The sequence below is a fragment of the Streptomyces sp. CBMA29 genome (assembly GCF_014596445.1).
Classification (GTDB): Bacteria; Actinomycetota; Actinomycetes; order Streptomycetales; family Streptomycetaceae; genus Actinacidiphila.
Map to the genome: position 1 here is coordinate 1 of NZ_MECL01000004.1, position 24,657 is coordinate 24,657.

Here is a 24,657-nt window from a genome sequence, read left to right on the forward strand (position 1 = left end):
GTGCACACCGCGGGCCTCGGCGCGCAGCAGGCCCGCGCGAAGGTCGCGGCGGGCAGGGCGGCCGACGACCAGCGCGCGCGCCGCGCGCTCGCCGAGCAGCACACGGTCTGGCCGAAGGGCAGCACCCTCAAGAGCGCCGCGTCCGGCACCTCCGAGGTCACCGTCCTGGACCGGGCCGCGACGGACGCGGCAGGCGTACGAGGCGTACTGCTCGCCGTCAAACCCCGCGCGGACAAGGTGAGTTCGGCCTCGGCCGCGCACACCGACCCGGCCGGCGCACGCGTCCACGTCTCCGTCGACTACTCCTCCTTCGCCTCCGCCTACGGCGGCGACTGGTCCGGCCGTCTGCGCCTGGTGCGGCTCCCGGCGTGCGCCCTGACCACCCCGAACAAGGCGCGGTGCAGGACCAGGACCCCGGTCCCGTCGTCCGCCAACGACCTTGCCCGGCAGACGATTTCAGCCGACGTGAGTGCCGAGGTCGGTGCCACGGCCGGCTCCGACGCGAGCACCCTGAGCGCCTTCGCCGTCACCGCAGACAGCGGCGAGTCCGCCAAGGGCAGCGGTGACTACAGCGCCACCCCCCTGTCGGCGTCCTCCAAGTGGTCGGCGGGCACCTCCTCCGGCTCCTTCGACTGGTCGTACCCGATGGAGGTCACGCCGTCCGTCGCGGGCCCGGTGCCCGCGGTGACGCTCACCTACGACTCCGGCGGCATCGACGGCCGCACCGCCTCGACCAACAACCAGGGCTCGCAGGTCGGTGAGGGCTTCACCGTCTCCGCGGACTCCTACGTCGAGCGCCAGTACGGCGGTTGCGACAAGGACGGGCACGCCGAGGTCTTCGACCAGTGCTGGAAGTTCGACAACGCCTCGGTCGTCCTGAACGGCAAGTCGACGGAGCTGGTCAAGGACGACACGAACGGGAAGTGGCGGCTGGCCGACGACGACGCCTCCACCGTCACCCACTCCACGGGCGCCGACAACGGCGACGAGGGCGACAGCGTGGACGGCGCGGGCGAGTTCTGGACGGTGACGACCGGCGACGGCACCAAGTACGTCTTCGGCCTCAACAAACTCACCGGCGCGGGCACGCAGCGCACCAACTCCGTATGGACCGTACCGGTGTTCGGCGACGACTCCGGCGAACCCGGCTACGCCAAGGGCAGCGCCTTCGCCGACCGCTCCTACAACCAGGCGTGGCGCTGGAACCTCGACTACGTCGTCGACACCCACGGCAACGCCGAGTCCTACTGGTACACGGCGGAGTCCAACTCCTACAAGAAGAACGGCTCGAAGACCGCCAACGCCTCCTACACGCGCGGCGGTCACCTCGACAAGATCCTCTACGGGCAGCGCTCCGACACGCTCTTCACCGCCACCGCGCCCTACGAGGTGACCTTCGGCTACACCGAGCGCTGCACCGCCTCGGACTGCTCGAAGCTGACCAAGGACACCGCGGACAACTGGCCCGACGTGCCCTTCGACGCGATCTGCGCGTCCGGCGCGTCCGACACCGACTGCGCCGCCCAGTCGCCGTCGTTCTTCACCCGCAAGCGCCTCACCTCGGTGCAGGCCCTGGTGCTCTCGGGGACCTCGTACACGCCCGTCGACTCCTGGGCGCTGGCGGAGAGGTATCTGGACGCCGGTGACCTCGGCGACAGCAGTGACCAGACGCTGGTGCTCGACTCGATCAAGCGGACCGGCGAGGCCGGCGCCGAGGTACCGCTGGACCCGGTGTCGTTCACCTACCAGATGCTGGCGAACCGGGTCGACGCGACCGACGACATCCTGCCGCTGCACCGGCCCCGTATCCAGTCGGTCACCTCGGAGACCGGCGCGGTCACCAGCGTCACGATGTCGACGCCGGAGTGCGTGCGCGGCTCGCACATGCCGGCCGCCGAGGACAGCGACACCATGAACTGCTATCCGCAGTACTGGCACATCAACGGCGCCGAGGACGCCGGGCTCGACTGGTTCCACAAGTACCGCGTCGTGGACGTCACCACCTCCGACCCGGCGGGCGACAACGAGGCGCTGGAGCAGCGTTACGTCTACACCGACCCGGCGTGGCACTACAACGACAGCCCGTTCACACCCGACGACGAGCGTACCTGGTCGGTCTTCCGCGGCTACGGCACGGTCACCTCGTACTCCGGGACCGACGCGGGCAACCGGCTCAGGACCGTCACCCGCTACATGCAGGGCATGAACGGCGACAAGGTGAAGGCGGGCGGCGCCCGTACGGTGACCGTGGCGGGGCTGACCGTGCCGGGACTGGCCACGGCGGCGCTCACCGACTCCGACCAGTACGCGGGCTTCCAGCGCCAACAGGTCACCTACAACGGGGACATGCCCGTCTCGGCGACCGTCAACGACCCGTGGTCGGCCAGGACCGCCACGCAGCACAAGTCGTACGCCGACGTCGAGGCGTACTACGTGCGCACCGCGAAGACGTACACCGACACCTATCTGACCGTGCCCGCCAAGTGGCGCACCAGCGCCACCGCCAGCACATACGACTCCTACGGCATGCCGGTCACGGTCGACGACGCGGGCGACACCGCCAGGAGCGGCGACGAGACCTGCACCCGCACCTGGTACGCCCGCAACGACAGCGCGGGCATCAACTCCCTGACCTCCAGGGTCCGTACGGTCGGCCAGCCGTGCGGCACCGCCGACGCGTCGCTGTCGCTGCCCGCGAACAGCGCCACGCGCGGCGATGTGCTCGCCGACACCGCGACCGTCTACGACAGTTCGACCGCGACGGCCTGGACCGCGAACCAGAGCCCGGCCAGGGGCGACGCGATGTGGAAGGGCCGGGCCGCCGCGTACCCGGCGGGTGCGGACGCCAACGGCGACCGTAATCCCAGCAGTTGGCAGACCACCGGCACCTCGGGCTACGACGCCCTCGGCCGGATGACGCTCGCCAAGGACGGCGCGCGCAACCCGACGTCCAACACCTACACCCCGACCGGCGCGGGCGTCCCGACCCGCTCGGTGATCACCAACGCCAAGAGCCAGAAGACCACGACCTTCTACGACGGTCGGCGCGGCCTGCCGACCACCACCTACGACGTCAACACCAAGAAGACCGAGCTGACTTACGACGGGCTGGGACGGCTGACCGGCGTGTGGCAGCCGGGCCGCGTGAAGTCGGCGGGCGACAGCGCCAGCATCGTCTACGGCTACCACATGGAGCGCGGCTCGGCACCGTACGTCAGCACCTCCACGCTCGGCCCGAACAACGTCCGCAGGGTCACGTACCAGATCGACGACGCGCTGCTGCGCCCGCTCCAGACGCAGTCGCCGAGCCCGCTGGGCGGCCGGGTCCTCACCGACACCCGTTACGACTCACGGGGGTTGGCGTACGAGACCTTCGCCGGGATCTTCGACCAGGACCACACGCCGAGCGGCACGTACGCCCGCGCCGAATACGGCGGCGCGCCCACCCAGCACGAGATCACCTTCGACGGCGCGGGCCGCACCGCCTCCGACAAGCTGCTCGTCTACGGCGTGCAGAAGGGCGTCACCGTCACCTCCACGTACACCGGTGACTCGACGGCCACCAGCGCCCAGCCGGGCGGCACCGCCTCCCGTGTGATCACCGACGCGCTCGGCCGCACCGTCGAGCGCCGCGACTACTCGGGCGCCTCGCCCGCCGACGCGGACTACGGCGCCGCCGCCCCGCTGCCCGCGCACACCAGCACCCTGTACGGCCTGACCAGGGACGGCAAGCAGTCCACCGCCACCGGCCCCGACACCGCCAAGTGGAGCTGGGGCTACGACCTGTTCGGCCGTCAGGTCTCCGCGAGCGACCCGGACATGGGCGCCACGTCGACCACGTACAACGCGCTCGACCAGATCGCCACGACGACCGGCTCCACGCACAAGACGCTGCTGTTCGGGTACGACACGCTCGGCCGCAAGACCGGCGAGTGGGAGACGGCCGTGTCCGACGCGACGAAGATCGCCGCGTGGACGTACGACACGGCCGCCGCGGGGCAGCTCGACACCTCCACCCGCTACGACGGCGGTCTCGCCGGGAAGGCGTACACCCAGAAGGTCACCGCGTACGACGACGCCTACCACGTCACCGGCAGCGAGATCGACCTCGACGCCACCGACCCGCTGGTGAAGTCCGGTGCGGCGAAGGCCAGTTACAGCTACTCCGCCTACTACAACGTCGACGGCAGCCTCCAGCACACCACCGAGCCCGCCGTCGGCGGCCTGCCGCAGGAGTCCGTCAGCTACGGCTACACGCCGACCGGCCAGATCGAGACCGCCACCGGCACCAGCGGCTACCTCCAGGACACCGCCTACTCCGCGCTCGGCGAACCGCAGCAACTCACCCTGGCCACCTCGGCGTCCGGGGTGAAGAAGGCGTACATCACCAACGTCTACGAGGAGGGCACCAGCCGGCTGACCCGCTCCTCGGTCACCGACCAGACCCACCCGTACATGACGCAGGACCTCAACTACAGCTACGACGACGCGGGGAACGTCACCAAGATCGCCGACCCGACCACGCAGGGCGGCGCCGCGCAGGCCGACACGCAGTGCTTCGGCTACGACGGCTACCAGCGGATGACCAGCGCCTGGACGCCCGCCGACGCCGACTGCGCGAGCACCACGACCGGCGGCGCGGCCCCGTACTCCACCGGCTGGACCTACAACCCGGCGGGGCTGCGGCTCACCCAGACCCAGCACACCTCGGGCGGCGACAGCACCACCCGGTCCTGCTACAACGACTCCGCCCACCCGCACGCCCTGACCACCGCCACGGCCGCGGCGAGCTGCACCGGGGCGACCGCCACGTACGGCTACGACGAGGCGGGCGACACCACCAAGAGGCCCGGCCCGAGCGGCAGTTCGCAGACGCTGGCCTGGAACAGCGAGGGCGACCTGAACAGGACCACCGAGGGCGCCAAGGTCACCGACTACCTCTACGACGCGGGTGACAGCCTGCTGATCCGCCGGGCGTCCGCGGGCGACGGCGAGAGCGTCGTCTACCTGGGCGCCACCGAGATCCACAGCAAGGTCAGCGCCGGGAAGACCACCACCTGGGCGGTCCGCACGTACACCGCGGGCGCCGGGGGACCGGCGATCGCGGTGCGCTCCACCCAGTCCGGCGCCACCACCCTGACCTGGCTCGCGGGCGACAACCACGGCACCAGCAGCCTCGCCGTGGACGCCGGCACGCAGGCCGTCACCAAGCGCTACACCGACCCGTTCGGCGCCGCCCGCGGCAGCGCGCCCGCGACGGCGTGGCCCGACGACAAGACCTTCCTCGGCAAGCCCGCGGACACCGGCACCGGACTCGTCCACATCGGCGCCCGCGAGTACGACCCGTCGACCGGCCGCTTCATCAGCGTCGACCCGCTGCTCCAGACCGACAAGGCGCAGACCCTCAACGGCTACGTCTACGCCGCCGACAACCCCACCGGGCTCGCCGACCCGACGGGTGAGGGCGTGCCCGAGTGCATGACCGGCGTCATCACCGGCTGCCACAACGGCGTGCCCGGCAAGGGCTCGGTCTACCACCCGGACCGCGACCCCGGGAACCGGCCGTCCCACAGCGGCGGCGGCAACAGCAACAGCAGTGGCAGCGGCGGCTGCGACCGGGCCTGCCAGAACGCGCTCGCCGCGCTCCAGCAGAACACCTGGAAGGACGACAAGAACGAGAAGAACGTCCACGCGGCCCTGGCCAAGGAACTGCGCGACTACGTCCTCGCCCTCGCCGGGAACACCAACCCCTGCAAGGTCGGCGCGTCCGTGACCTCCGGCACCATGGCCGCCTGCAACCAGATGGGCGGCAACTCGCCGCAACTGACCTGGACCGACCTGCTGCAACTGTGGCTCGGCGGCAAGGGCGCCAATGTGCCGTTCGACGCGAACAGCCTGCTCACACAGCAGTTGGCGTTCAACGGCCACAGTCTCCAGATCATCAGGAATCTGGCCAGGGCGGTCTCGGACGCCGACTTCGGGGCCGACATTGACGCGCTCGGAGGCCAGGACGACTATGTCGACGGGAAGAACCTCGGGGAGAAGATGAAGAACCTGCCCAAGGACCTCAGCGGCATGGCCACCAGGGGGCGCGTGGGCACCAAGATCCCCGAAGCCTTCACCGGCGGCTACGACCTCGTGTACCAGGTGGTCAACCAGAACAAGAAGGACCACTCCATGACCGTGGCCTTCGCCGCGTTCAACGACACCGGCACCGCGTCCGCCTTCCACTTCGGAGTCCCGGACATCAAGCAGGGCTACGGAGGAGCGAGCGTGTACCAGGAGTACTACTGGTCCATCACGGTGAGCGTCGAGTGACCACCGGCTCGCACGCCACGCTCCCCGCCGCACCGGACGGCGGGGAGCCCGGGGGACCGGGCTCCGGCGGTCACGGTTCCGGCGGGGCCGGTTCCGGCGGTCACGGCCTCGCCGGCCGGCTCGACCGGCTCTGGGGGCCCGCCCGCTGGGCGCTGCTCGCCGTGCTGGTGCTGTCCTTCGCCACCGTGCTGCTGCGGATCGTGCCCGGCGGCGGGTCGACCGCCGCCCTGGCGCGGGACATCGAGGCCGGGCGGACCCACTCGGTACGGGTCGACGACCAGGGCTCCGACGGGATCACCGTCCGCTGGAGCGCCGGGCCGCTGACCGAACGGCAGTACACCTACCGGCCCGCGAATCCCTTCCCCGGCGGCCGGGCCGGTGTCGTCGGCGAGTTCACCGCGGACATCAGGCGGCAGGCGGGACCCGCGGCGGACGGCCTCGCCGTACGGAGCTTCGACAGCTCCTACGGCGCCGGCGGCCTGACACTGCTGGTGCCGACCGCGTACGTCCTGCTAACCCCGTGGGCGTGGCTGCGGGTGGCGGCGCTGCTCGCCGGTCTCCTGGTGGTCCTGCGGACGCTGGCGGTGACCCGGCACCGGCGCGCGAGCGGCCCCGCGTGGCTGCTGGCGTGCGTGGTGACGGGGGCCGGTTTCTTCGGCTACCTGTGGGCGGAGCCGGGCGGCGGCCCCGGCACCGGCCCCGGCACCGGCCCCGGCTCCTCGGCGGACGGGTCCGTACGGCAGCCGCGGTGGACGCGGGCCTGGCTGGCGTCGCTCGTCTCGGCGGCCGGGCTGGCCGTCCTCGGCGCGCTGCTGCTGCTCGTCGCCGGGCGGTACTGACCCGGCGACCGGTGGAGGTGTACGGCCGCGGGCGCGGGCTCAGCGCAGGATGCCCGCGGCCGTCGCCGCCTTCAGCCAGGACGGGAACTCGGTGAGCAGGCGGTCGTACAGCTCCGCGTCGGAGAGGCCGGCGATGTCGTCGACGGCGAAGAAGCCCACGTTGTCCACGCGGCGGCCGCTCATCGTGTCGAAGCGCTCCAGGACGCCGTAGTTGGACTGGCCCAGGCCCACGAACTGCCAGAACAGCGGCTCCTCGACGGCCCCGCGCAGCTCGCGCTCGATCTCCGCGTTGCGGTAGACACCGCCGTCGGAGAAGAAGAGCACGAGCGTCGGGGCGGCGGACGGGGCGCCGCGCACGTAGTCCCGTACCTGCGCGATGACCTTCTGCTCCTCGTTGCCGAAGCCGACCAGCTTCATGTCCACCTGGCCGTTCGCGGACGGCTTGCGGCGCTTGAAGATGCCGATCGAGCCGACCCGGACGTGCAGCTCCAGCCACTGCGGCAGCGAGCCGAGGTCGAGGTCGGGCAGCCGCGCCGGGTTGCTGGCGAAGGTCCACGCCTGCATGACGCCGTCCGGTACGAGCGCGGCGGCCACGGCCGCCATCCGCTCCACCACGTCGTGCACCACGCGCTGCGAGTACAGCCGGGACATCGACCCCGACGCGTCCAGCACGATGATCACCCGCGCCCGGACGTTGTCGGCGCCGTGCTTGCGCAGGCTCACCGCGACCTGCTCCTTGCGCAGCGACAGCCGCTTGCGCATGTCGACCGGCAGGTGCTCCTCGCCCTTGACCAGGGAGGGCACGCCGGAGCCCGGGGCAGCCGCCGACGCGTTTCCGGGCGCGGGTCGCGCGCCGTACGGAGATCCGTACGGGGAGGCCGGTTGCGCGGGCGGTGTTTGTGCGCCGTACGAGGACGGGGGCGGGGGCGGGGACGCCGACGCGTACGGGGACGCGGGCGGCGGGGGCGCGGCGGGCATCGGCGGCGCGGCGGCGGGCGCGGTCACGGGATAGGGCGCGGGAACGGGCGCGGCGGGCGGTGCCGCTTCCTCCTCCTCGTCCACGCTGATGCCGAAGTCGGTGGCGAGCCCCGCGAGCCCCGAGGCGTACCCCTGGCCGACCGCGCGGAATTTCCAGCCGTCGCCGCGCCGGTACAGCTCGCCCGCGACGAGCGCCGTCTCGGACGTCGCCGCCACCGGGAAATACGCCAGTTCGGCGCCGGACGCCGCGTCCAGCAGCCGCAGCCCGAGGCCGGTCATCGCGCCGAAGGCGCCGCCGTCGGCGGACGCGCACAGCATGATCCGCTCGATCCCCGGCTCGACGCGGGCCAGGTCGACCTCGATGGTGTCGGTGACCACGGCCGCCTGCCGCTTCCCCGCGTGCCGTACGGCCCCCGACGCGTGTCCGGGCTGGTTGTAGAAGACGAAGTCGGCGTCGTCGCGCACCTTTCCGCCGCCCGCCAGCAGCAGCGCCGACGCGTCGGCGTCGGGCCCGCCGCCCGCTCCCCAGGCCAGTTCGGCCCGTACGGCGGGCACGGCGACCGGCACATTCGCACCCTTGCTCAGCGGCGTAGACGTCATGGGGCAAGTGTGCCCGGAGTCGGCCGGTTCGTCAGGAGAAGGGCTTGTCCGGATTTCGTATCAACGCCTGACGCGCGGACCGGTGGGCGGGGTGGACGTGCCGACGGGCGGCTCAGCGGACGGGCGGCCTCGGTCAGGTGGGGCGGGTCGCTCCCGCGAAGGGCATCTCGGAGATCGGGGCGATACGGACCGGGGCGCCCGGGTGCGGGGCGTGGATCATCTGGCCGCCGCCGATGTAGAGGCCGACGTGGCTGATGCCGGAGTAGAAGAAGACCAGGTCACCGGGTTGGAGCTGGGATTCGGAGACACGGGTGCCCGCGTTGATCTGGGTGTACGTGGTGCGCGGGAGCGAGACGCCCGCGGCCCTCCAGGCGGCCTGGGTGAGGCCGGAACAGTCGTACGAGTGGGGCCCGGTGGAGCCCCAGACGTACGGCAGGCCGAGCGCGCGGTAGGCGAAGGCGACGGCCTGGGCGGCGCGCGAGGACGGCGCGGCGACGGGCGTCGTGTCACCGGGCAGCGGTGTACGGGCGCTGCCGCGGGTCACCGTGGCCGGTCCTGACGACGGCGTGTCGGTGGCCTCGACGGCCGCGCGCTGGGCGGCCGTCAGCCGGTCGAGCAGCGCCTGCGCCGCCCGCAGCTTGCCCTGCACGGTCGCCTTGCGCGCGGCCAGTTCGGACTGCGCGTCCTTGAGCGCGTCGAGTTTCGCGTCGGCCGCGTCATGGGTACGGGTGACGTCCCGCTGCTGTTCGGTGAGCTGCGCGAGCGCGGTCGCCGTCCGCGAGTCGAGGCGGTTGAGCATCCCGGCCCGGTCCAGATACGTGTCGGGCGAGGAGCTGAGCGCGAGCTGCACGCTGGGGTCGAGCGAGCCGGTACGGTACTGCGCCGCCGCGAGCGTGCCGATCGTGTCGCGGGTGGCGTTCAGCCGCGCGGTCTTGCGGGCCAGTTCGTCCTGGAGGCCGTCGACCGCGGCGCGGGCCCGGTCGGCCTGCTCCTTCGCGCCGTTGTACTGCTCGGTGGCGGCCTCCGCCTGCCGGTAGAGCGTGTCGACCTGGTCCTTCACCTCGCTGAGCGAGGCCGGTGCCTGCGGCCGCGGGTCCGCGAGGGCGGATTCGCCGAGCAGGCTCACCGAGGCGGCGGACGCGAGTGCCACGGTGATGGCGGCGCGGGTCGCGGTGAGCGCCGACGTACGGGCGGACGTACGGGCGGACGTACGCGCCGCCGAGGTTCTGCGGTGTGAGGCGGGACTGTGGGAGGCCATGCGGCCGTCATTCCTTCCAGTGCTCCGACGGGGCCCGCGCGGAGGCCCGGCGACGCCTGCACGGGGGAGCAGAGCGCCGCCGGACCTTCGGCGGGGGTGACCGCGCCGCCACGGTCCTGACGGCTGTGGGGATCGGTCACCTGGGGAGCGACGCTAAACCTGACCGGGGGTGCGCCAGGGGAAGGAGACCGGGACTGCTCCGATTCGACCGGCTCGTGACCGTAAACGACCGCCGTTCGACGGGTGACCCGGTCATATGCGCGCGCCTGCTGACCAAAGTGCCCGGTCGGGATGTCCGACCGGGCACGGGGTGCTACGCGGGGCTACGAGCCCGGCGGCGCGGGGCTCAGGCGGCGCGGGCTCAGGCGGCGCGGGCTCAGGTGGCGCGGGCTCAGGCGATGCGGCGGGCCGCCGCGAAGGGCATCCAGCTCATCGGGGCGACCTCGACGACCGCGCCGCTGTGCGGGGCGTGCACGATCTGGCCGTTGCCGATGTAGATGCCGACGTGGCTGATGCCGGAGTAGAAGAACACCAGGTCGCCGGGGCGCAGGTCGGACTGCGAGACGGCCGTGCCGTCCTTGACCTGGTCCCACGTGGTGCGGCCGATGGAGATACCGGCGGAGCGGTACGCGGCCTGGGTGAGTCCGGAGCAGTCGTACGCGCCGGGGCCGGTGGCGCCGGAGGAGTACGGCTTGCCGCGCTGCGACATCGCGAACTGGATCGCGGCGGCGGCGCGGCCGGACGCCGGGCCGTTGTAGGTGTAACTGACGTTGCTCGCCGTGGAGTTCGAGGAACCGGAGGAGTTGGTGGAGGCGGTGGGCCGCATCGCGGCGAGCTTGGCGCGCTCCTGCGCGTTGAGGCTGTTGAGCAGCTTCTGCGCGGCGGCCAGCTTCGTCTGGACGTTCTTCTTCTCGGCCGCGAGCTTGTTCTGCGCGCCGGTCAGCTCGTTGAGGCTCCTGGTGGCCTGCGCGCGCTGGATGGACGCCTGCTCCTGCTGGACCTTGAAGGTCTCCAGCGCCTGTTCCTGCGTGGTGGAGATGCGGTCCATCATGTGCGACTGGTCGAAGAACTTCTCGGGGTCGTCCGTCAGCAGCAACTGCGTCGTCTGGTCGAGGCCGCCGTCGCGGTACTGGGCGGTGGCGTACTGCCCGAGCACCCGCCGCGTCTCGTTCATCTTCGCGGTCTTCTGCGCGACCTGCGCCAGGAGCTGGTTGGCCTTGGCCCGCTGGTCGTCGGTCTTCTCCTTGGCGGCGTCGAAGTGCTGCGTCGCCACCTCGGCGTCCTGGTTGAGCTGGTCGATCTGCGCCTTGACCTCGGTGATCGAGGGCTTCGCGGGCGCCGCGCTGGCGCTCTCGCTGAGCAGGGTGACCGACGCGAGGGCCGCGGTGGTGATTCCGACGGCGGCCCGTGGACCGGCCGTGGACAGTATGCGATTGCGCGGCTTGCGGTGCGACGCCAAGGGAGGCGACTCCTTCCGAATACCGCCGACCGGGTTAGCTGACGGGTTCGGGCTGAAGGTCGCCCTACGGTCCCGACGCCTGCTGCGGCGTCCGTTCCGATTCACCCCACGTGCTGTTGGGTCCCCGGCTCCGGCCTGGGCCGGATTGAGCGGAGGTGGTTCGCTGTCGGCTCTTCAGCCGACGGGGAAGCTCACCACCTAGCGGGCTACCGTAGTCAACTTGTGCGAGCCTTGGGAAGTTTGGATTGCAATGTGACCGAAATCGCTTTGTGATCTTACCGTTTGTGAGCGCGACGGCGTCCGGACAAGTCGGACTATGCCGGGTGGACTATGCGGGACGGACCGCCCCGTAGAACGGCATTTCGGTAATCGGGGCGATCTTGACCACGGTGCCGGTGTGCGGCGCGTGGATCATCTGGCCGCCGCCGATGTAGAGGCCGACGTGGCTGATGTCGCTGTAGAAGAAGATCAGGTCGCCCGGCCGGAGATTCGACTCCGACACCCGGGTGCCGGCGTTCACCTGGTCCCAGGTCGTCCGCGGCAGATCGACCCCGGCCGCCTTCCACGCCGCCTGGGTGAGCCCCGAGCAGTCGTACGACGTCGGCCCGGTCGCGCCCCACACGTACGGCTTGCCGAGCTGCTTGCGCGCGAAGGCGATGGCGTCGGCGGCCTTCGAGGAACCCGTGCTCGGCACGGTCGGCGTCGAGGAGTCCTTCGCGGCCTTCGCCGCGGCCTCGGCCGCCGCCTTCTCCTTGGCCGCGATGGCGGCGGCCTTGACGCGCGCCTCTTCCTCCTGCTTGGCCCGCAGCGCCGCGAGCCGCGCCTTCTCCTGCGCGTTGAGGCCGTTGAGCAGCTTCTGCGCCTCGCCCAGCTTGGTCTGCACATCCCGCTTGGCGGTGCGCAGTTCGGCCTGCTGGGTGGTGAGCGTCGCCAGGCTCTTGGCCGCCTCGATGCGCTGCTGCGTGGCCGCGGCCTGCTGCACCCGGTACGACTCGACGGCCTTCTGCTGCCGCTTGCCGAGCACGTCCGACAGGTGCACCTGGTCGAGCATCGACTGCGGATCGGTGGCCAGCAGATAGCGGCCGGTCGAGTCGTCGCCCCCGGCGCGGTACTGCGCGGCGGCGTACTGCCCGAGGACCCGGCGCGAGTCGTTCAACGCCTGCGTCTTCTTCGCGGCCTGCTCCAGGAGCCGGTTGACCTTCGCGTTCTGCGCGTCGGTCGACTCCTTGATGCCGTTGTACTTCTCCGTGGCCACCTCGGCCTGGTGCGTCAGCCCGTCGACCTTCGCCTTCACCTCGGCGATGCTCGGCTGCTTCGGCTTGGCCGGCTCGGCACTGGCGCTCTCCGCGAAGAGGGTCACGGTGGCCAGCGCGGCCGTCGTGATTCCCACGGCCGTACGCGGGCCGGGGGTGCTGAGGATCGCGGCGCGAGCCTTACGGTGTGTCGCCATGGCGCGCGGACTCCTTTCGGACGCCCATCCGGACGCTGCTGGAGCGAGACCGTAGCCAACGCTCCGGGCTGCTGGGAAGAGCGGTGTCCGATAGGCCCGATACCTTTTCGTAATCATTTCCCATTGTCACGGTGCGTGGTAACGGGATTACGGGGTAAGGGTAATGGGCCCGTCCGCCGGGAGCCGTTGCCGGAAGGGCCGTGGGGTGTCGGTGCCGGGCTCTAGACTCGGGGAGCGATGAGCAGCCTCTTTGACGACAACTTCCTGAACGGTCTGCATGTGGCCCCCGAGCCCGCCGACCCCACCGCTCCGCCGCCCCCGGAGGACGGGGGCCCCGGCGGCGAGCACGTACCGGACGACCTGTTCGGCGGCCGGTTCGACGGACCGCCGCCGCAGGCCGCCGGGCGGGACGCGTATTACCGTGACGGCGCCCCGCGGCCCGCCACCGACCCCGCGCAGCTCCTGGAAGGGCTCAACGAGCAGCAGCGCGCCGCCGTCGAGCACGCGGGCGGCCCGCTGCTCATCGTCGCGGGCGCGGGCTCAGGCAAGACCCGGGTGCTCACCCACCGGATCGCCTATCTGCTCGGCGCCCGGCACGTGCACCCCGGCTCCATCCTCGCCATCACCTTCACCAACAAGGCAGCGGGCGAGATGAAGGAGCGCGTCGAGGAGCTGGTCGGCCCGCGCGCCAATGTGATGTGGGTCTCCACCTTCCACAGCGCGTGCGTGCGCATCCTGCGCCGCGAGTCCAAGTCGCTCGGTTTCACCTCGTCGTTCTCGATCTACGACGCCGCCGACTCCAAGCGGCTGATGGCGCTGGTCTGCCGGGACCTCGACCTGGACCCCAAGCAGTACCCGCCGAAGTCGTTCAGCGCGAAGATCTCGAATCTGAAGAACGAGCTGACCGACGAGGAGACCTTCGCGGCCACCGCGGAGAACCCCTTCGAGAAGAAGCTCGCCGAGGCGTACGCGATGTACCAGTCGCGGCTGCGGGACGCCAACGCGCTGGACTTCGACGACATCATCATGACCACCGTCAATCTGCTCCAGGCGTTCCCCGACATCGCCGAGCACTACCGGCGGCGCTTCCGGCACGTCCTGGTCGACGAGTACCAGGACACCAACACCGCCCAGTACACGCTGGTCCGCGAGCTGGTCGGCACCGACCAGAACGAGGACGCGGCCGAACTGTGCGTGGTCGGTGACGCCGACCAGTCGATCTACGCCTTCCGCGGCGCGACGATCCGCAACATCCTCCAGTTCGAGGAGGACTACCCGCAGGCCCGCACGATCCTGCTGGAGCAGAACTACCGCTCCACGCAGACGATCCTCACGGCCGCCAACGCCGTCATCGAGCGCAACGCGGGGCGGCGGGCGAAGAACCTGTGGACCGAGTCCGGCGACGGCCCGGTCATCGTCGGCTACGTCGCCGACCAGGAGCACGAGGAAGCGCAGTTCATCGCCGAGGAGATCGACCGGCTCACGGACGCGGGCGACGCCCGCCCCAGCGACGTCGCCGTCTTCTACCGCACCAACGCGCAGTCCCGTGTCTTCGAGGAAGTCTTCATCCGCGTCGGCCTGCCCTACAAGGTCGTCGGCGGCGTCCGCTTCTACGAGCGGCGCGAGGTCCGCGACGTCCTGGCGTATCTGCGGGTGCTGTCCAACCCCGAGGACACCGTGCCGCTGCGCCGCATCCTCAACGTCCCCAAGCGGGGCATCGGCGACCGCGCCGAGGCGATGATCGACGCGCTGGCCGCGCGCGAGCGGATCACCTTCCCGCAGGCGCTGCGGCGAGTGGACGAGGCGTACGGGATGGCGGCCCGCTCGGCGAACGCCGTCAAGCGCTTCAACACGCTCCTGGAGGAGCTGCGCACCATCGTGGAGTCCGGCGCGGGCCCCGCGGTCGTCCTGGAGGCCGTGCTGGAACGCACGGGCTATCTGGCCGAGTTGCAGGCGTCCACCGACCCGCAGGACGAGACCCGCGTGGAGAACCTCCAGGAACTGGCCGCCGTGGCCCTGGAGTTCGAGCAGGAGCGGGACGCGGACGAGCCGGGCACCCTCGCCGACTTCCTGGAACGGGTCGCGCTGGTCGCCGACTCCGACCAGATCCCCGACGAGGACGACTCCGGCGGCGTCATCACCCTCATGACCCTGCACACCGCCAAGGGCCTGGAATTCCCCGTGGTGTTCCTCACCGGCATGGAGGACGGCGTCTTCCCGCACATGCGGGCGCTCGGCCAGGTCAAGGAACTGGAGGAGGAGCGGCGGCTCGCCTACGTCGGCATCACCCGCGCCCGCGAACGGCTCTACCTGACCCGCTCGACGATGCGCAGCGCCTGGGGCCAGCCGTCCTACAACCCGCCGTCGCGCTTCCTGGAGGAGATTCCGCCGAAGCTGATCGAGTGGAAGCGGCTCGGCTCCGCCGGGGGGTCCGCGGGGCCCATGACGCGCGCCGCCGCCTCCGTGGCCTCCTCCGTCACCGCCCGCGGCCGCTCCGGCGCCGCCGGCGGCTTCGCCACCCGCCGTTCCTCCGGCGACCGCCCCGTCATCTCCCTCAAGGTCGGCGACCGCGTCACCCACGACCAGTTCGGCCTCGGCACCGTCATCTCCGTCACCGGCCAGCCGGGCGACGAAAAGGCCACCATCGATTTCGGCGACGAGCGCCCGAAGCAGCTTCTGCTGCGATACGCACCGGTGGAGAAGCTCTAGCCTCTGCCGAGGCGGGGCTCTTGCCGGGGCGGCAGGCCGAATCTTTTCAGGTGCGCTGGGGGAGGAACTGCGCGACAAGCCCCCACCGGCGGGTGGTCCGGAGTCAACCGAACTGCCCCGCCGGGGCGGGTGGTCACCTGCGGAAGCGTCGTGGCTGAGCGCGCAGTTCCTCCCCCAGCTACCGCTGGGAGGTGCCCCCAGCGCCCCTGACAGGGCACAGCCCGCCCGCAGGGTGGACGTACAGGGGCCGCGCCCCTGGGGGCGTACCCACCTGTGCGGAGGGAACGCCCCGAACAAGCCCCGCCCGCAGGGCGTCAGCGGGGGTCGAGGCCGTGGGCCAGAAGCCAGGGCAGCGGATCGATCGGGGAGCCGCCGTGAGGGCGGACCTCAAGGTGGAGGTGGGGGCCCGTGGTGTTGCCGGTGTTGCCGGAGTAGGCGATGACGGTGCCCGCCTTGACCGACCCACTGCGAATCTTCGTACTGCTGAGGTGGCAGTACCACGTCTCCGTGCCGTCGGCCGCCGTGACGATCGCCATGTTGCCGTAGGAGCTGTTCCACTGCGTGCGGACGGTGCCGTCCGTGACCGCCATGACCGGCGTCCCCACCGACACGGGGAAGTCGATGCCGGTGTGCAGCGCCATCCAGTTGACGCCGGCCTGGCCGAAGTACGCGCTGAGGCCCTTCTCCGCCACCGGCAGCAGGAACTTCGGCCGCAGCGCCTCCTTGCGGGCCGCCGCGTCCGCCTTGGCCTTCTTCGCCGCCGCCACACGGTCCTTGAGGTCGATCCGCTCCTGCGTACGGCTCGCGCGGTCCGCGAAGTCGTTCGCGTCGGCGCTCACCCCGGCGAGCTGCCGGTCGAACTGCGTCGTCGGCGCGTTCGCGTCGGTCGCCGAACTCCCGCCGTCGGCCTGGGTCTTCGAGGAGTCGGCGACGCCGACCCCGGAGACCGCCGCCGCGCCCACGGCCGCCACGCCCATCACCGCGACGGAAGGGACCGCCACGGTCAGCAGCGCCGACCGCCGGGCGGGCTTTCGGCGTCGGCTGCGCGCTACCGGCTCGCCGTCCGCCGCAAACGCGTCCGCGTAGTCGTGCTCCACGGCGGGCTCGTCGTCGTAGACCGCCTCGGCCGTCGCCGTCACGGGCTCGACCGTCTCGACCGTCTCGAACTCAGCCGTCATGGCGACGGGTTCCGCGACCGGCTCCTCGACCCGCGGGTGCGGCTGCGGCTCCTCGTGGAACGGCGCCATCTGCTCGTACACACCGGTGTCGCCGCCGGCGTCGTAGCCGTACCCGTAGCCGTACGTCGGATACGCGCCCGAGTCCCAGTCCTGCTGCGGCTGTTGGACCGGAGCCTGCGGCTGGGCCTGCTGGCCCTGCTCCTGATACGGCTGCTGGTAGAACGCCGTGCTGTCGTACGTCCCCGTGTCGTAGTACGTCCCCGCGCCCTGCGTCGCGTACGGGTCGTACGCCGCGTAGCCGCCGGTGTCGTACGTCCCGGTGTCGTAGGTTCCGGTGTCGTAGGCCCCGGGCCCGGCCGCGTACATGCCGGTGTCGTAGACGCCCGTGTCGTACGTGCCCGTGTCGTACGAGGTGTACGTGCCGGTGTCGTACGCGTCGGCGGGCTGGGACTGTGCCGGTACGTGGGGCTGCTGGCCCTGGGGCTGGGCCTGCGCCTGCCCCTGGTCGTAGCCGTAACCGGTGTCGTAGCCGTACCCGTGTGCGTACTGCGGGGGCTGCGGGGCATACGCATAACTGCCGGTCGCGTCCGGCGCGTGGCCGTACAGCGGATCGGGGTCAGCGAAGGTGGTGCCGACGGTCTGGTTGGCGCCCGTGGAATAAGCGTCATACCCGTAGGCGTCGTAGTCGGGGGCGTACCCCGACGGAGGACGTGCGTTCACCGCCAGCTTCTCTTTCGCCTAGGCAGCAGGAGAATTAGCGGTGACTGTAGCTCCCCGTACGGGCGGCCGACAATCTTCTCCGGCGACCTGGCGTCCGCCTTGCCCGGTGTTCGGTTGATATTCGACCGTTACGTGTCCGTTATGCGGCGTCGATCGCGCTCCTCCAGAGCTCCTTCCCGCTCAGTGCTTCCCGTATCTCGGCGGCCACACCCCGGTGCACGGGCAGTGCCAGGTGGCCGATTCCGCTCACCCGGATGTTCTCCGCCGAAAGATCCGGATGTTCGAGGCGCGCCGCGGCCACCGGGACCATCAACTGGTCGAGGTCGCTCCAGAACGACACAAAGCGCGTCCCGCACCCCCGCGCGGGCTGCGACAGCTCCTCCAGCAGCGCCGACCCCGGCCGCATCTGCCGCACGATCGGCAGCGGGGTCAGCAGCGGAACCACCCTGGTCCCGGTGTGCGGTGTCCCCAGCGTGACCAGCGTCCGCACCCGCGCGTCACCGCCCAGCCGCTGTACGTAGTACCGCGCGATCAGCCCGCCCAGGCTGTGTCCGACCAGGTCGACCCGGCGGTGCCCGGACTCCGCGCAGATCCGCTCGACATGCCGCCCCAGCAGCTCGGCCGCTCTGCGTACGTCACAGGTCAACGGTGAGTAGTTCAGCGCGTCGACCCGTGTCCAGCCGTGGTGCAGCAGCGAGCGGCGCAGCAGGGAGAAGACCGACCGGTTGTCCACGAAGCCGTGCAGCATCACCACGGGCGGGTGGGACCTGCCCTCGGTCGGCAGCCGCAGCGCTCCGCCGGGCGCCCTGCCTATCGCGGGCGTCCTCGGTGCGGGCGCGGCCGTCCGCGCGGGGAGTATCCCCGTCGGGTAGAGCAGCAGGTGGCCCGCCAGGATCGCCAGGTCGAACGCGGTGGCCTTGACCAGCGCGGCGCCGTGCAGCAGCCGGGCCAGCGGGGCCGTCACCGCCCCGGCGGGCGGATCCTTGGCGGCCGATGGAGGGCCGGCGGCGGCCGGGGTGGCGGCCGGGCTGCTGGCCGGTGTACTGGCCGGTGTACTGGCCGGTGTCGTGGCGTCCGGCGAATCGGCTGGTCCGACGGTCATGGCCCACCTCCCGTCACGGCACGCTCCGTGCGGCCCGGTGGGCCCGGCGTGCCCTGTCGAGGGCCGGAGCGGAGGCCGTGTTCCCGTGCTCTGCGGCTGCGAGCGCGGGAACACGGCATCCTGACAGCGGCTCCTCCACAGCGGGCCGGACCGGTGAGCGACGGCTCCGGCGTGTCCCACACCGTGACGAGCCGTGCCGCGGGGTCCCACCCGTGGTGAATGTGTCCCACTGTGTGATTTCCCCCTCCCTGTGTCCCGCGAAACTGTCGGGCGGCGGAGCGGGGCGATAACGTTCGTTCACACTGTGGCCCGCCGTCCGCGACCGCAGCCCGATTTCCCGGCCCGCGAGCCGTACGCATGGAGGCAGTGATGGGAGTGTCCGGTCCGATCCGCGTGGTGGTGGCCAAGCCGGGTCTCGACGGCCACGATCGCGGGGCCAAGGTGATCGCCCGCGCCCTGCGGGACGCCGGTATGGAGGTCATCTACACCGGCCTGCACCAGACGCCCGAGCAGGTCGTCGACACCGCCATCCAGGAGGACGCCGACGCGATCGGCCTGTCGATCCTGTCCGGCGCCCACATGACGCTCTTCGCGAAGGTCCTCGAACTGCTCAAGGAGCGCGACGCCCTGGACATCAAGGTCTTCGGCGGCGGCATCATCCCCGAGGCCGACATCGCGCCCCTCAAGGAACTCGGCGTCGCCGCGATCTTCACCCCCGGCACCCCGACCACCGCCGCCGTGGACTGGGTACGCGCCAACGTCCACCAGGCCACCGACGCCTGAGCCCTTCCGGCGGATCACGAACGGCCCCTCCGGGGCCCCGGGACCTGCGGTCGGCTGGGGGCTGGCGGTCGTGCCTGGCTCCGGTTTCCGGCGGATCATGAACCGCCCCTTCGGGGCCCCTGCTGGCGTGCCGGGACCTGCGGTTGGCTGGGGACTGGCGGTCGCGCCTGGCTCCGGTCCGGGGCTGGCCCCGGGTCCCGGCGGATCATGAACCGCCCCTTCGGGGCCCCTGCCGCCGCGCCGGGACCTGCGGTCGGTTCGGGCCTGGCGGTCGTGCCTGGCCCCGGTCCGGGGCTGGCTCCGGTTTCTGGCGCTGGCGCCGGGCTTGAGTGCTTCTGGCGGATCACGGCTGGCCTGTTCGGCGTTCCCGCCGCCGTCCCGGGAGCTGTGGTCGGCTCGGGGCTGGCGGTCGTGCCTGGCCCCGGTTTCCGGCGCCGGAGCCGCGCTGGCGGTCGGTCCGGCGACTTGCGCTCGCACGCACCAGGCATCGCCCGGTCCGCCGATGGTTTGCCGGACAGGCTCGCCTGGGGCGGCTCCCAGCGCCTCCTCCGCCGGGCGCCGGGTTCCGTCGGCGGGGCGACTCGGCCACGGCGGTGCCGTGCGAGACGCGGCCACATGATCACTCACCCCCGTTTCCCGGCGCCCCGGGGGCGGCGGCTTCGCCGCGCAGTTCGGCCAGCATCACCGCCCGCAGCCGCAGTGTGCCCGTCAGCCGCTGGAACGCCTCCGACCAGTACGCGCCCGCGCCCGGCGAACCGTCCGGCGGCTCCTCCGCCGCCGCGCTGAGCACCCCGACCTGGTCGGCCGCCGCCGGGTCGAGACAGCGCTCGGCCAGGCCCATCACGCCGCTGAAGCTCCACGGGTAACTGCCCGCGTCCCGCGCGATGTCCAGGGCGTCCACCACGGCCCGGCCCAGCGGCTCCGACCACGGCACCGCGCACACGCCCAGCATCTGGAACGCCTCGGACAGTCCGTGGGTGGCGATGAACTCCGCCACCCACGTGGCCCGTTCGCCCTCCGGCAGGATCGACAGCAGCTTCGCGGGGTCGCCGACCGCGGCCACCGGCGAGGACGGCGCCGGGGGAGGGCCGAGCAGGGCCCGCGCCCAGCCCGTGTCGTGCTGCCGAACCGCCGCCCGGCACCAGGCGGCGTGCAGATCGGCCTGCCAGTCGTCCAGCACCGGGAGCGCGATGATCTGTTCCGGGTCGCGGTCGCCGAACCGCGCACCCCAGGTCGCCAGTGGCGCCGCGTCCACCAACTGGCCCAGCCACCAGGCCCTTTCACCCCGTCCGCTCGGCGGCTTGGGCGCCACCCCGTCCCGTTCCATCCCCGCGTCGCACTCGTACGGCGCCTCCACCGTGATGCCGTCGGGGCCCAGCGACACGCAGCTCCTGGCCCGGTCCGCCATCCGCCCGGCCAGCGCGGACTCCGGCAGCGCGGCCAGCAGCTCGGCCGCCGTCGAGCGGACATTGCGGCTGCGGTCGGTCAACGCCGGTTCCAGGAACGGCTCGTCGGCCCCCGACAGGCCCACTCGCAGCGAGTCCAGGAACATCAGCCGGTCCTCGGCGCGCTCGCCGCTCCAGGTGGACACCAGCAGCGCCAGCGCGCGGGCCGGGTCGGCCAGCCTGATCCGGGTGAGCAGCGCGACCCGCTCCGCGAACAGACCCTCCTCCCACAGCCGTTCGGCCGCATCCGGGTCCTCGGGCGCCGCCGCCAGGCCCCGGTGGCCCGAGCGCAGCACGAACTTCCAGTCCGGATTCAGCCCGGCCAGCCACAGCCCGCGCGGTCCCGCCAGCGCCACCGCGTCCGTCCGCAGGTCCGTCCGCGCCCTGGCGGCGTCCAGCAGCGCGGGCAGCAGGGCGGGCGGCGCCCCGTACCCGAGGAGGTTGGCCTCCGCGAGCCACTGCGGCAGCAGCTCGGCCAGATTCGGCGCCGACCCCCGCCGGTTGCCGGAACCGCCGCCGGTACGGTCCGTCAGCAGCCGGTCCAGCCGCTGCCGGGCCGCCTCGGGCAGCGGCTGCCGCGTGTCGGGGGGTGCCAGACCCGGGCGCTCCCGCGCCACCCCCGGCCGTACCCCGGCACGCCGCCGCACCACCCCGGCCGCCGCCGCGTCCAGCAGCCCCGCCGCCGCCTCGTCGGCGTCCCCCGCCACGATCGCGGGCCGCCGCCGCTCGGTGCCCAGCAGCGCGCTGCCGACCAGATCGTCCCAACCGATGCTCATCACATTCCCCCTTCGCACTCCACGACGTCGCCTCGCGGATCTCCTCCGCGTCTTCCGCTTCTCCTGCCGCTGTCGCTGATTCCGCCGCTCCTGCCGGGCCCGGCCCGCCGGGTTCCCGCGCGCGGCTGCCCCCTCCGCAGTCGCGAACCGTCCCCCGCGCGGGCCGCCCCGCGCCCCCGTACCCGTCCCCCGTAAACCGTGCGTACCCAAACCCGGGCCCGACTCCGGGCCCCGCGCCCGCCCCCCCGCGCTTTCGCCGCGACCAGGGCCTGTCCTAGAGCGGCACTGTCCCCCCGCCGTCCGGCCAGACCGCCAGCGCGCGCAGGCCCGTCGGGCCCAACTCGCCGAAGACGGTGACCGGGTGGCCGCCGGAGACCGAGGCGAGGCGCCACAGGCCGGTGCTGGCCGGGGTGAGCGGGACGGCGTCCTGCCCTTCCCTGTGCGCCAGTTGCCAGCGGCCCGGCCCCGGTATGGGGACGACTCCCGACAGGACGACGGGCCACGCGTCGAGCCAGGGATCGTCGGCGAGCGCGGTGCCGTAGGACGCGAGCGCCGCGTCGATACCGGTCCCGGCCGGTGCGCCGCCCTGACCGCTACCCGAGGGCCCGCCGCCCGCGCCGACCGTGCCGTGCCGGGCGCCGAGCGCGGCCCGCAACGGCAGCGCCGCCGGGTGGTAGGCCAGCTCCGCGTCGAGCACCGCGCCCACCGGCAGGGCCAGTTCGGGCGCGCGGCCGACCGCCCCGAAGGACAGGACCAGCGCGAACCGGCCGGGCTCCCGGTCGTACAGCCAGATCCGCCGGGTGGTCAGCCGCTCGTCCGCGCTGTCGTACTGCGCGAGGACCTGCCAGTGGCCGCGGACGGTCGGCCCGGCCAGCAACTCCGCCGTGTCGACGGTGAATCCGACCCGCGACCTGACTGTGTCGGCCAGTGGCCCCGGCAGACCCTGGCGGCCGAGGAAGCCGCGCGCCAGCAGATGCAGCAGCGCCGTCTCCTCCAGCATCCGCGACGGCCAGTCGCCGCCCGCCGCGACCACCGTCCCCAACTCCCGTACCCGCGTGGCCAGGCCCGGCGCCTGCGCGTCGACCATGCGGGCCGCGATCTCGTCCCACTGCTGATAGCCCGCGCGGTCCGCGCCCGCGAGCCCGCCGCGCAGCAGGTCGGTGAGCCGCCGCTCCAGCTCGGCGGCCCCGCCCTCGACGCGGACCGCGCGCCGCTCGGCCCGCCGCCGCGCCGCCGTCGGGTCCGCGGGGCCCGACTCCGCCCGGACCGCGGCTGTCCCGGCCACCGTCTCGGCCTTCTCCCGCCGGGCGTCGATCCACTGCGCGGCCCACTCCGGCACGTCCCCCGCGCCGACCGGACCCGCCCCGCCCTCGGACCACAGCAGCAGAAGTCCGAGCGCGTGCTTGCACGGGAATTTCCGGCTCGGGCAACTGCACCGGTACGCGGGCCCGTTCACATCCACGACCGTCTGGTACGGCTTGCTGCCGCTGCCCGCGCACAGCCCCCACACCGCGCCGCCGGCCGTCCCCGCACCGGACCACGGCGCGGGTGTGGCGAGCCGCGCGCCCGCCTTGCGTGATGCGGCGTCAGGCGCGAGCGCCAGGACCTGATCCGCTGTCCACCGTGCTTCCGTCTCCATGTCCTCGAAGGTAGAACCCCCCACTGACAATCGCTCTGACCTGCGGGGATTGCGCGCTGTGACCGATTGTCAGTGGTCGGGTGCATCGTGGAGAACAGCTCGGACCACGCGGGTCCGACGGATGAGTGGGGGAGAGCCATGACCGGTACGACGGGTGCCGAGACCGACAGCGGCACCGGCGCCGAGCAGGCCCTGAGGCCGCACGCGGAGGACGCGTTCGCGGACGAGCTCAAGGCGCTCGCCGCGGCGGACGACCGGCCGCGCCCCGCCCGGTGGAATCTCTCGCCCTGGGCCGTGGCCACCTACCTGCTCGGCGGGACACTGCCCGACGGCACGGTCGTCACACCGAAGTACGTGGGCCCGCGGCGGATCGTCGAGGTGGCCGTGACCACGCTCGCCACCGACCGGGCGCTGCTGCTGCTCGGTGTGCCGGGCACCGCGAAGACCTGGGTGTCGGAACACCTCGCCGCCGCGGTCAGCGGCGACTCGACACTGCTGGTGCAGGGCACCGCGGGCACTCCCGAGGAGGCCATCCGCTACGGGTGGAACTACGCGCAGCTCCTCACCAACGGCCCCAGCAGGGACGCGCTGGTGCCCAGCCCCGTCATGCGGGCGATGGCCGAGGGCCGGCTCGCGCGCGTCGAGGAGTTGACCCGCATCCCGGCGGACGTCCAGGACTCGCTGATCACGATCCTGTCCGAGAAGACGCTGCCGATACCGGAGCTGGGCGCCGAGACACAGGCCGTACGCGGCTTCAACCTCATCGCGACCGCCAACGACCGCGACCGCGGGGTCAATGACCTCTCCAGCGCGCTGCGCCGCCGCTTCAACACGGTCGTGCTGCCGCTGCCCGCCTCCGCCGAGGACGAGATCGAGATCGTCTCCCGCCGGGTCGACCAGCTCGGCCGTGGCCTCGACCTCCCGGCCGCCCCGGAGGGCGCCACCGAGATCCGCCGGGTGGTCACCGTCTTCCGTGAACTGCGCGGCGGCGTCACCGAGGACGGCCGCACCAAGCTCAAGTCCCCCTCGGGCACGCTCTCCACGGCCGAGGCGATCTCCGTGGTCACCAACGGCCTCGCGCTCGCGGCCCACTTCGGTGACGGCGTGCTGCGGGCCGGTGACGTCGCCGCGGGCATCCTCGGCGCCGTCGTCCGCGACCCGGCCGCCGACCGGCTGATCTGGCACGAGTATCTGGAGACGGTCGTCCGCGAGCGGGACGGCTGGAAGGACTTCTACCGCGCCTGCCGCGAGGTGTCGGCATGATCGCCTCCGGCGCGGCAACGACGACGGCCGCCCGGCCGGGGCCGACCCCGGCGGACGCGCTCCGGGGCGCCGCGGTACGCGGCCATCCCGCGGACGGCGTCCGCGACGCGGCGGCGGACGGGCTTCGCGAGGCCGCGGCG

At 72.4% G+C, this 24,657-nt stretch carries 13 protein-coding genes and 1 riboswitch; of the genes, 5 read left to right on the forward strand and 8 right to left on the reverse strand.

The genetic code is table 11. From position 1 onward, the window contains the following. Together BGM09_RS01195 and BGM09_RS01200 are read left to right on the forward strand one after the other, a co-directional pair. On the forward strand, positions 1 to 6,318 hold a 6,318-nt coding region (locus BGM09_RS01195), incomplete at its 5' end, for an RHS repeat domain-containing protein (protein WP_188279443.1). Then, a complete protein-coding gene (locus BGM09_RS01200) occupies positions 6,315 to 7,157 on the forward strand; it encodes a hypothetical protein (RefSeq protein WP_188279444.1) in 843 nt (280 codons plus the stop codon). The genes BGM09_RS01195 and BGM09_RS01200, both read left to right, overlap by 4 nt. A 39-nt stretch (positions 7,158 to 7,196) precedes the next feature. Here BGM09_RS01200 and BGM09_RS01205 read toward each other — a convergent pair whose 3' ends face one another. The 4 genes from BGM09_RS01205 to BGM09_RS01220 all read right to left on the reverse strand — a co-directional run bounded on the left by BGM09_RS01205 (position 7,197) and on the right by BGM09_RS01220 (position 12,902). Further along, complete coding sequence (locus BGM09_RS01205; protein ID WP_188279445.1) at positions 7,197 to 8,735, reverse strand: VWA domain-containing protein; 1,539 nt, start codon at positions 8,733 to 8,735, stop codon at positions 7,197 to 7,199. A gap of 133 nt (positions 8,736 to 8,868) precedes the next feature. After that, positions 8,869 to 9,993 (reverse strand): C40 family peptidase, encoded by a 1,125-nt coding sequence (locus tag BGM09_RS01210; RefSeq protein ID WP_188279446.1) that lies wholly within the window; start codon positions 9,991 to 9,993, stop codon positions 8,869 to 8,871. 391 nt (positions 9,994 to 10,384) lie between these two features. Continuing rightward, complete coding sequence (locus BGM09_RS01215) at positions 10,385 to 11,452, reverse strand: C40 family peptidase (protein ID WP_188279447.1); 1,068 nt, start codon at positions 11,450 to 11,452, stop codon at positions 10,385 to 10,387. Positions 11,453 to 11,459: 7 nt separating this feature from the next. Then, a riboswitch (cyclic di-AMP (ydaO/yuaA leader) is annotated at positions 11,460 to 11,614 on the reverse strand. Positions 11,615 to 11,780: 166 nt separating this feature from the next. After that, positions 11,781 to 12,902 carry a C40 family peptidase gene (locus BGM09_RS01220; RefSeq protein WP_188279448.1) on the reverse strand — a complete coding sequence of 374 codons (1,122 nt, stop codon included), beginning with the start codon at positions 12,900 to 12,902 and terminating at the stop codon, positions 11,781 to 11,783. Positions 12,903 to 13,139: 237 nt separating this feature from the next. On the opposite strand from BGM09_RS01220, the gene pcrA reads away from it, so the two are divergent. Continuing rightward, complete coding sequence (gene pcrA, locus BGM09_RS01225; protein WP_188279449.1) at positions 13,140 to 15,611, forward strand: DNA helicase PcrA; 2,472 nt, start codon at positions 13,140 to 13,142, stop codon at positions 15,609 to 15,611. A gap of 314 nt (positions 15,612 to 15,925) precedes the next feature. Here the strand turns inward: pcrA and BGM09_RS01230 are convergent, their stop codons facing one another. Beyond that, positions 15,926 to 17,509 carry a M23 family metallopeptidase gene (locus BGM09_RS01230; protein WP_317452478.1) on the reverse strand — a complete coding sequence of 528 codons (1,584 nt, stop codon included), beginning with the start codon at positions 17,507 to 17,509 and terminating at the stop codon, positions 15,926 to 15,928. Positions 17,510 to 17,648: 139 nt separating this feature from the next. After that, complete coding sequence (locus BGM09_RS01235) at positions 17,649 to 18,611, reverse strand: alpha/beta fold hydrolase (RefSeq protein ID WP_188279450.1); 963 nt, start codon at positions 18,609 to 18,611, stop codon at positions 17,649 to 17,651. Positions 18,612 to 18,980: 369 nt separating this feature from the next. Here BGM09_RS01235 and BGM09_RS01240 point away from each other — a divergent pair, with 369 nt between their 5' ends. Further along, positions 18,981 to 19,394, forward strand: coding sequence for a cobalamin B12-binding domain-containing protein (locus BGM09_RS01240; protein WP_188279451.1), 414 nt, complete (start codon positions 18,981 to 18,983; stop codon positions 19,392 to 19,394). Positions 19,395 to 20,013: 619 nt separating this feature from the next. Here the strand turns inward: BGM09_RS01240 and BGM09_RS01245 are convergent. Continuing rightward, complete coding sequence (locus BGM09_RS01245) at positions 20,014 to 21,615, reverse strand: DUF5691 domain-containing protein (protein WP_188279452.1); 1,602 nt, start codon at positions 21,613 to 21,615, stop codon at positions 20,014 to 20,016. Between the two features lie 274 nt (positions 21,616 to 21,889). Further along, positions 21,890 to 23,254 (reverse strand): SWIM zinc finger domain-containing protein, encoded by a 1,365-nt coding sequence (locus BGM09_RS01250; protein WP_188279453.1) that lies wholly within the window; start codon positions 23,252 to 23,254, stop codon positions 21,890 to 21,892. Positions 23,255 to 23,392: 138 nt separating this feature from the next. On the opposite strand from BGM09_RS01250, the gene BGM09_RS01255 reads away from it, so the two are divergent. Then, entirely contained in the window at positions 23,393 to 24,517 is a 1,125-nt protein-coding gene (locus tag BGM09_RS01255) for an ATP-binding protein (RefSeq protein ID WP_188279454.1), read from the forward strand. Positions 24,518 to 24,657: the final 140 nt, after the last annotated feature.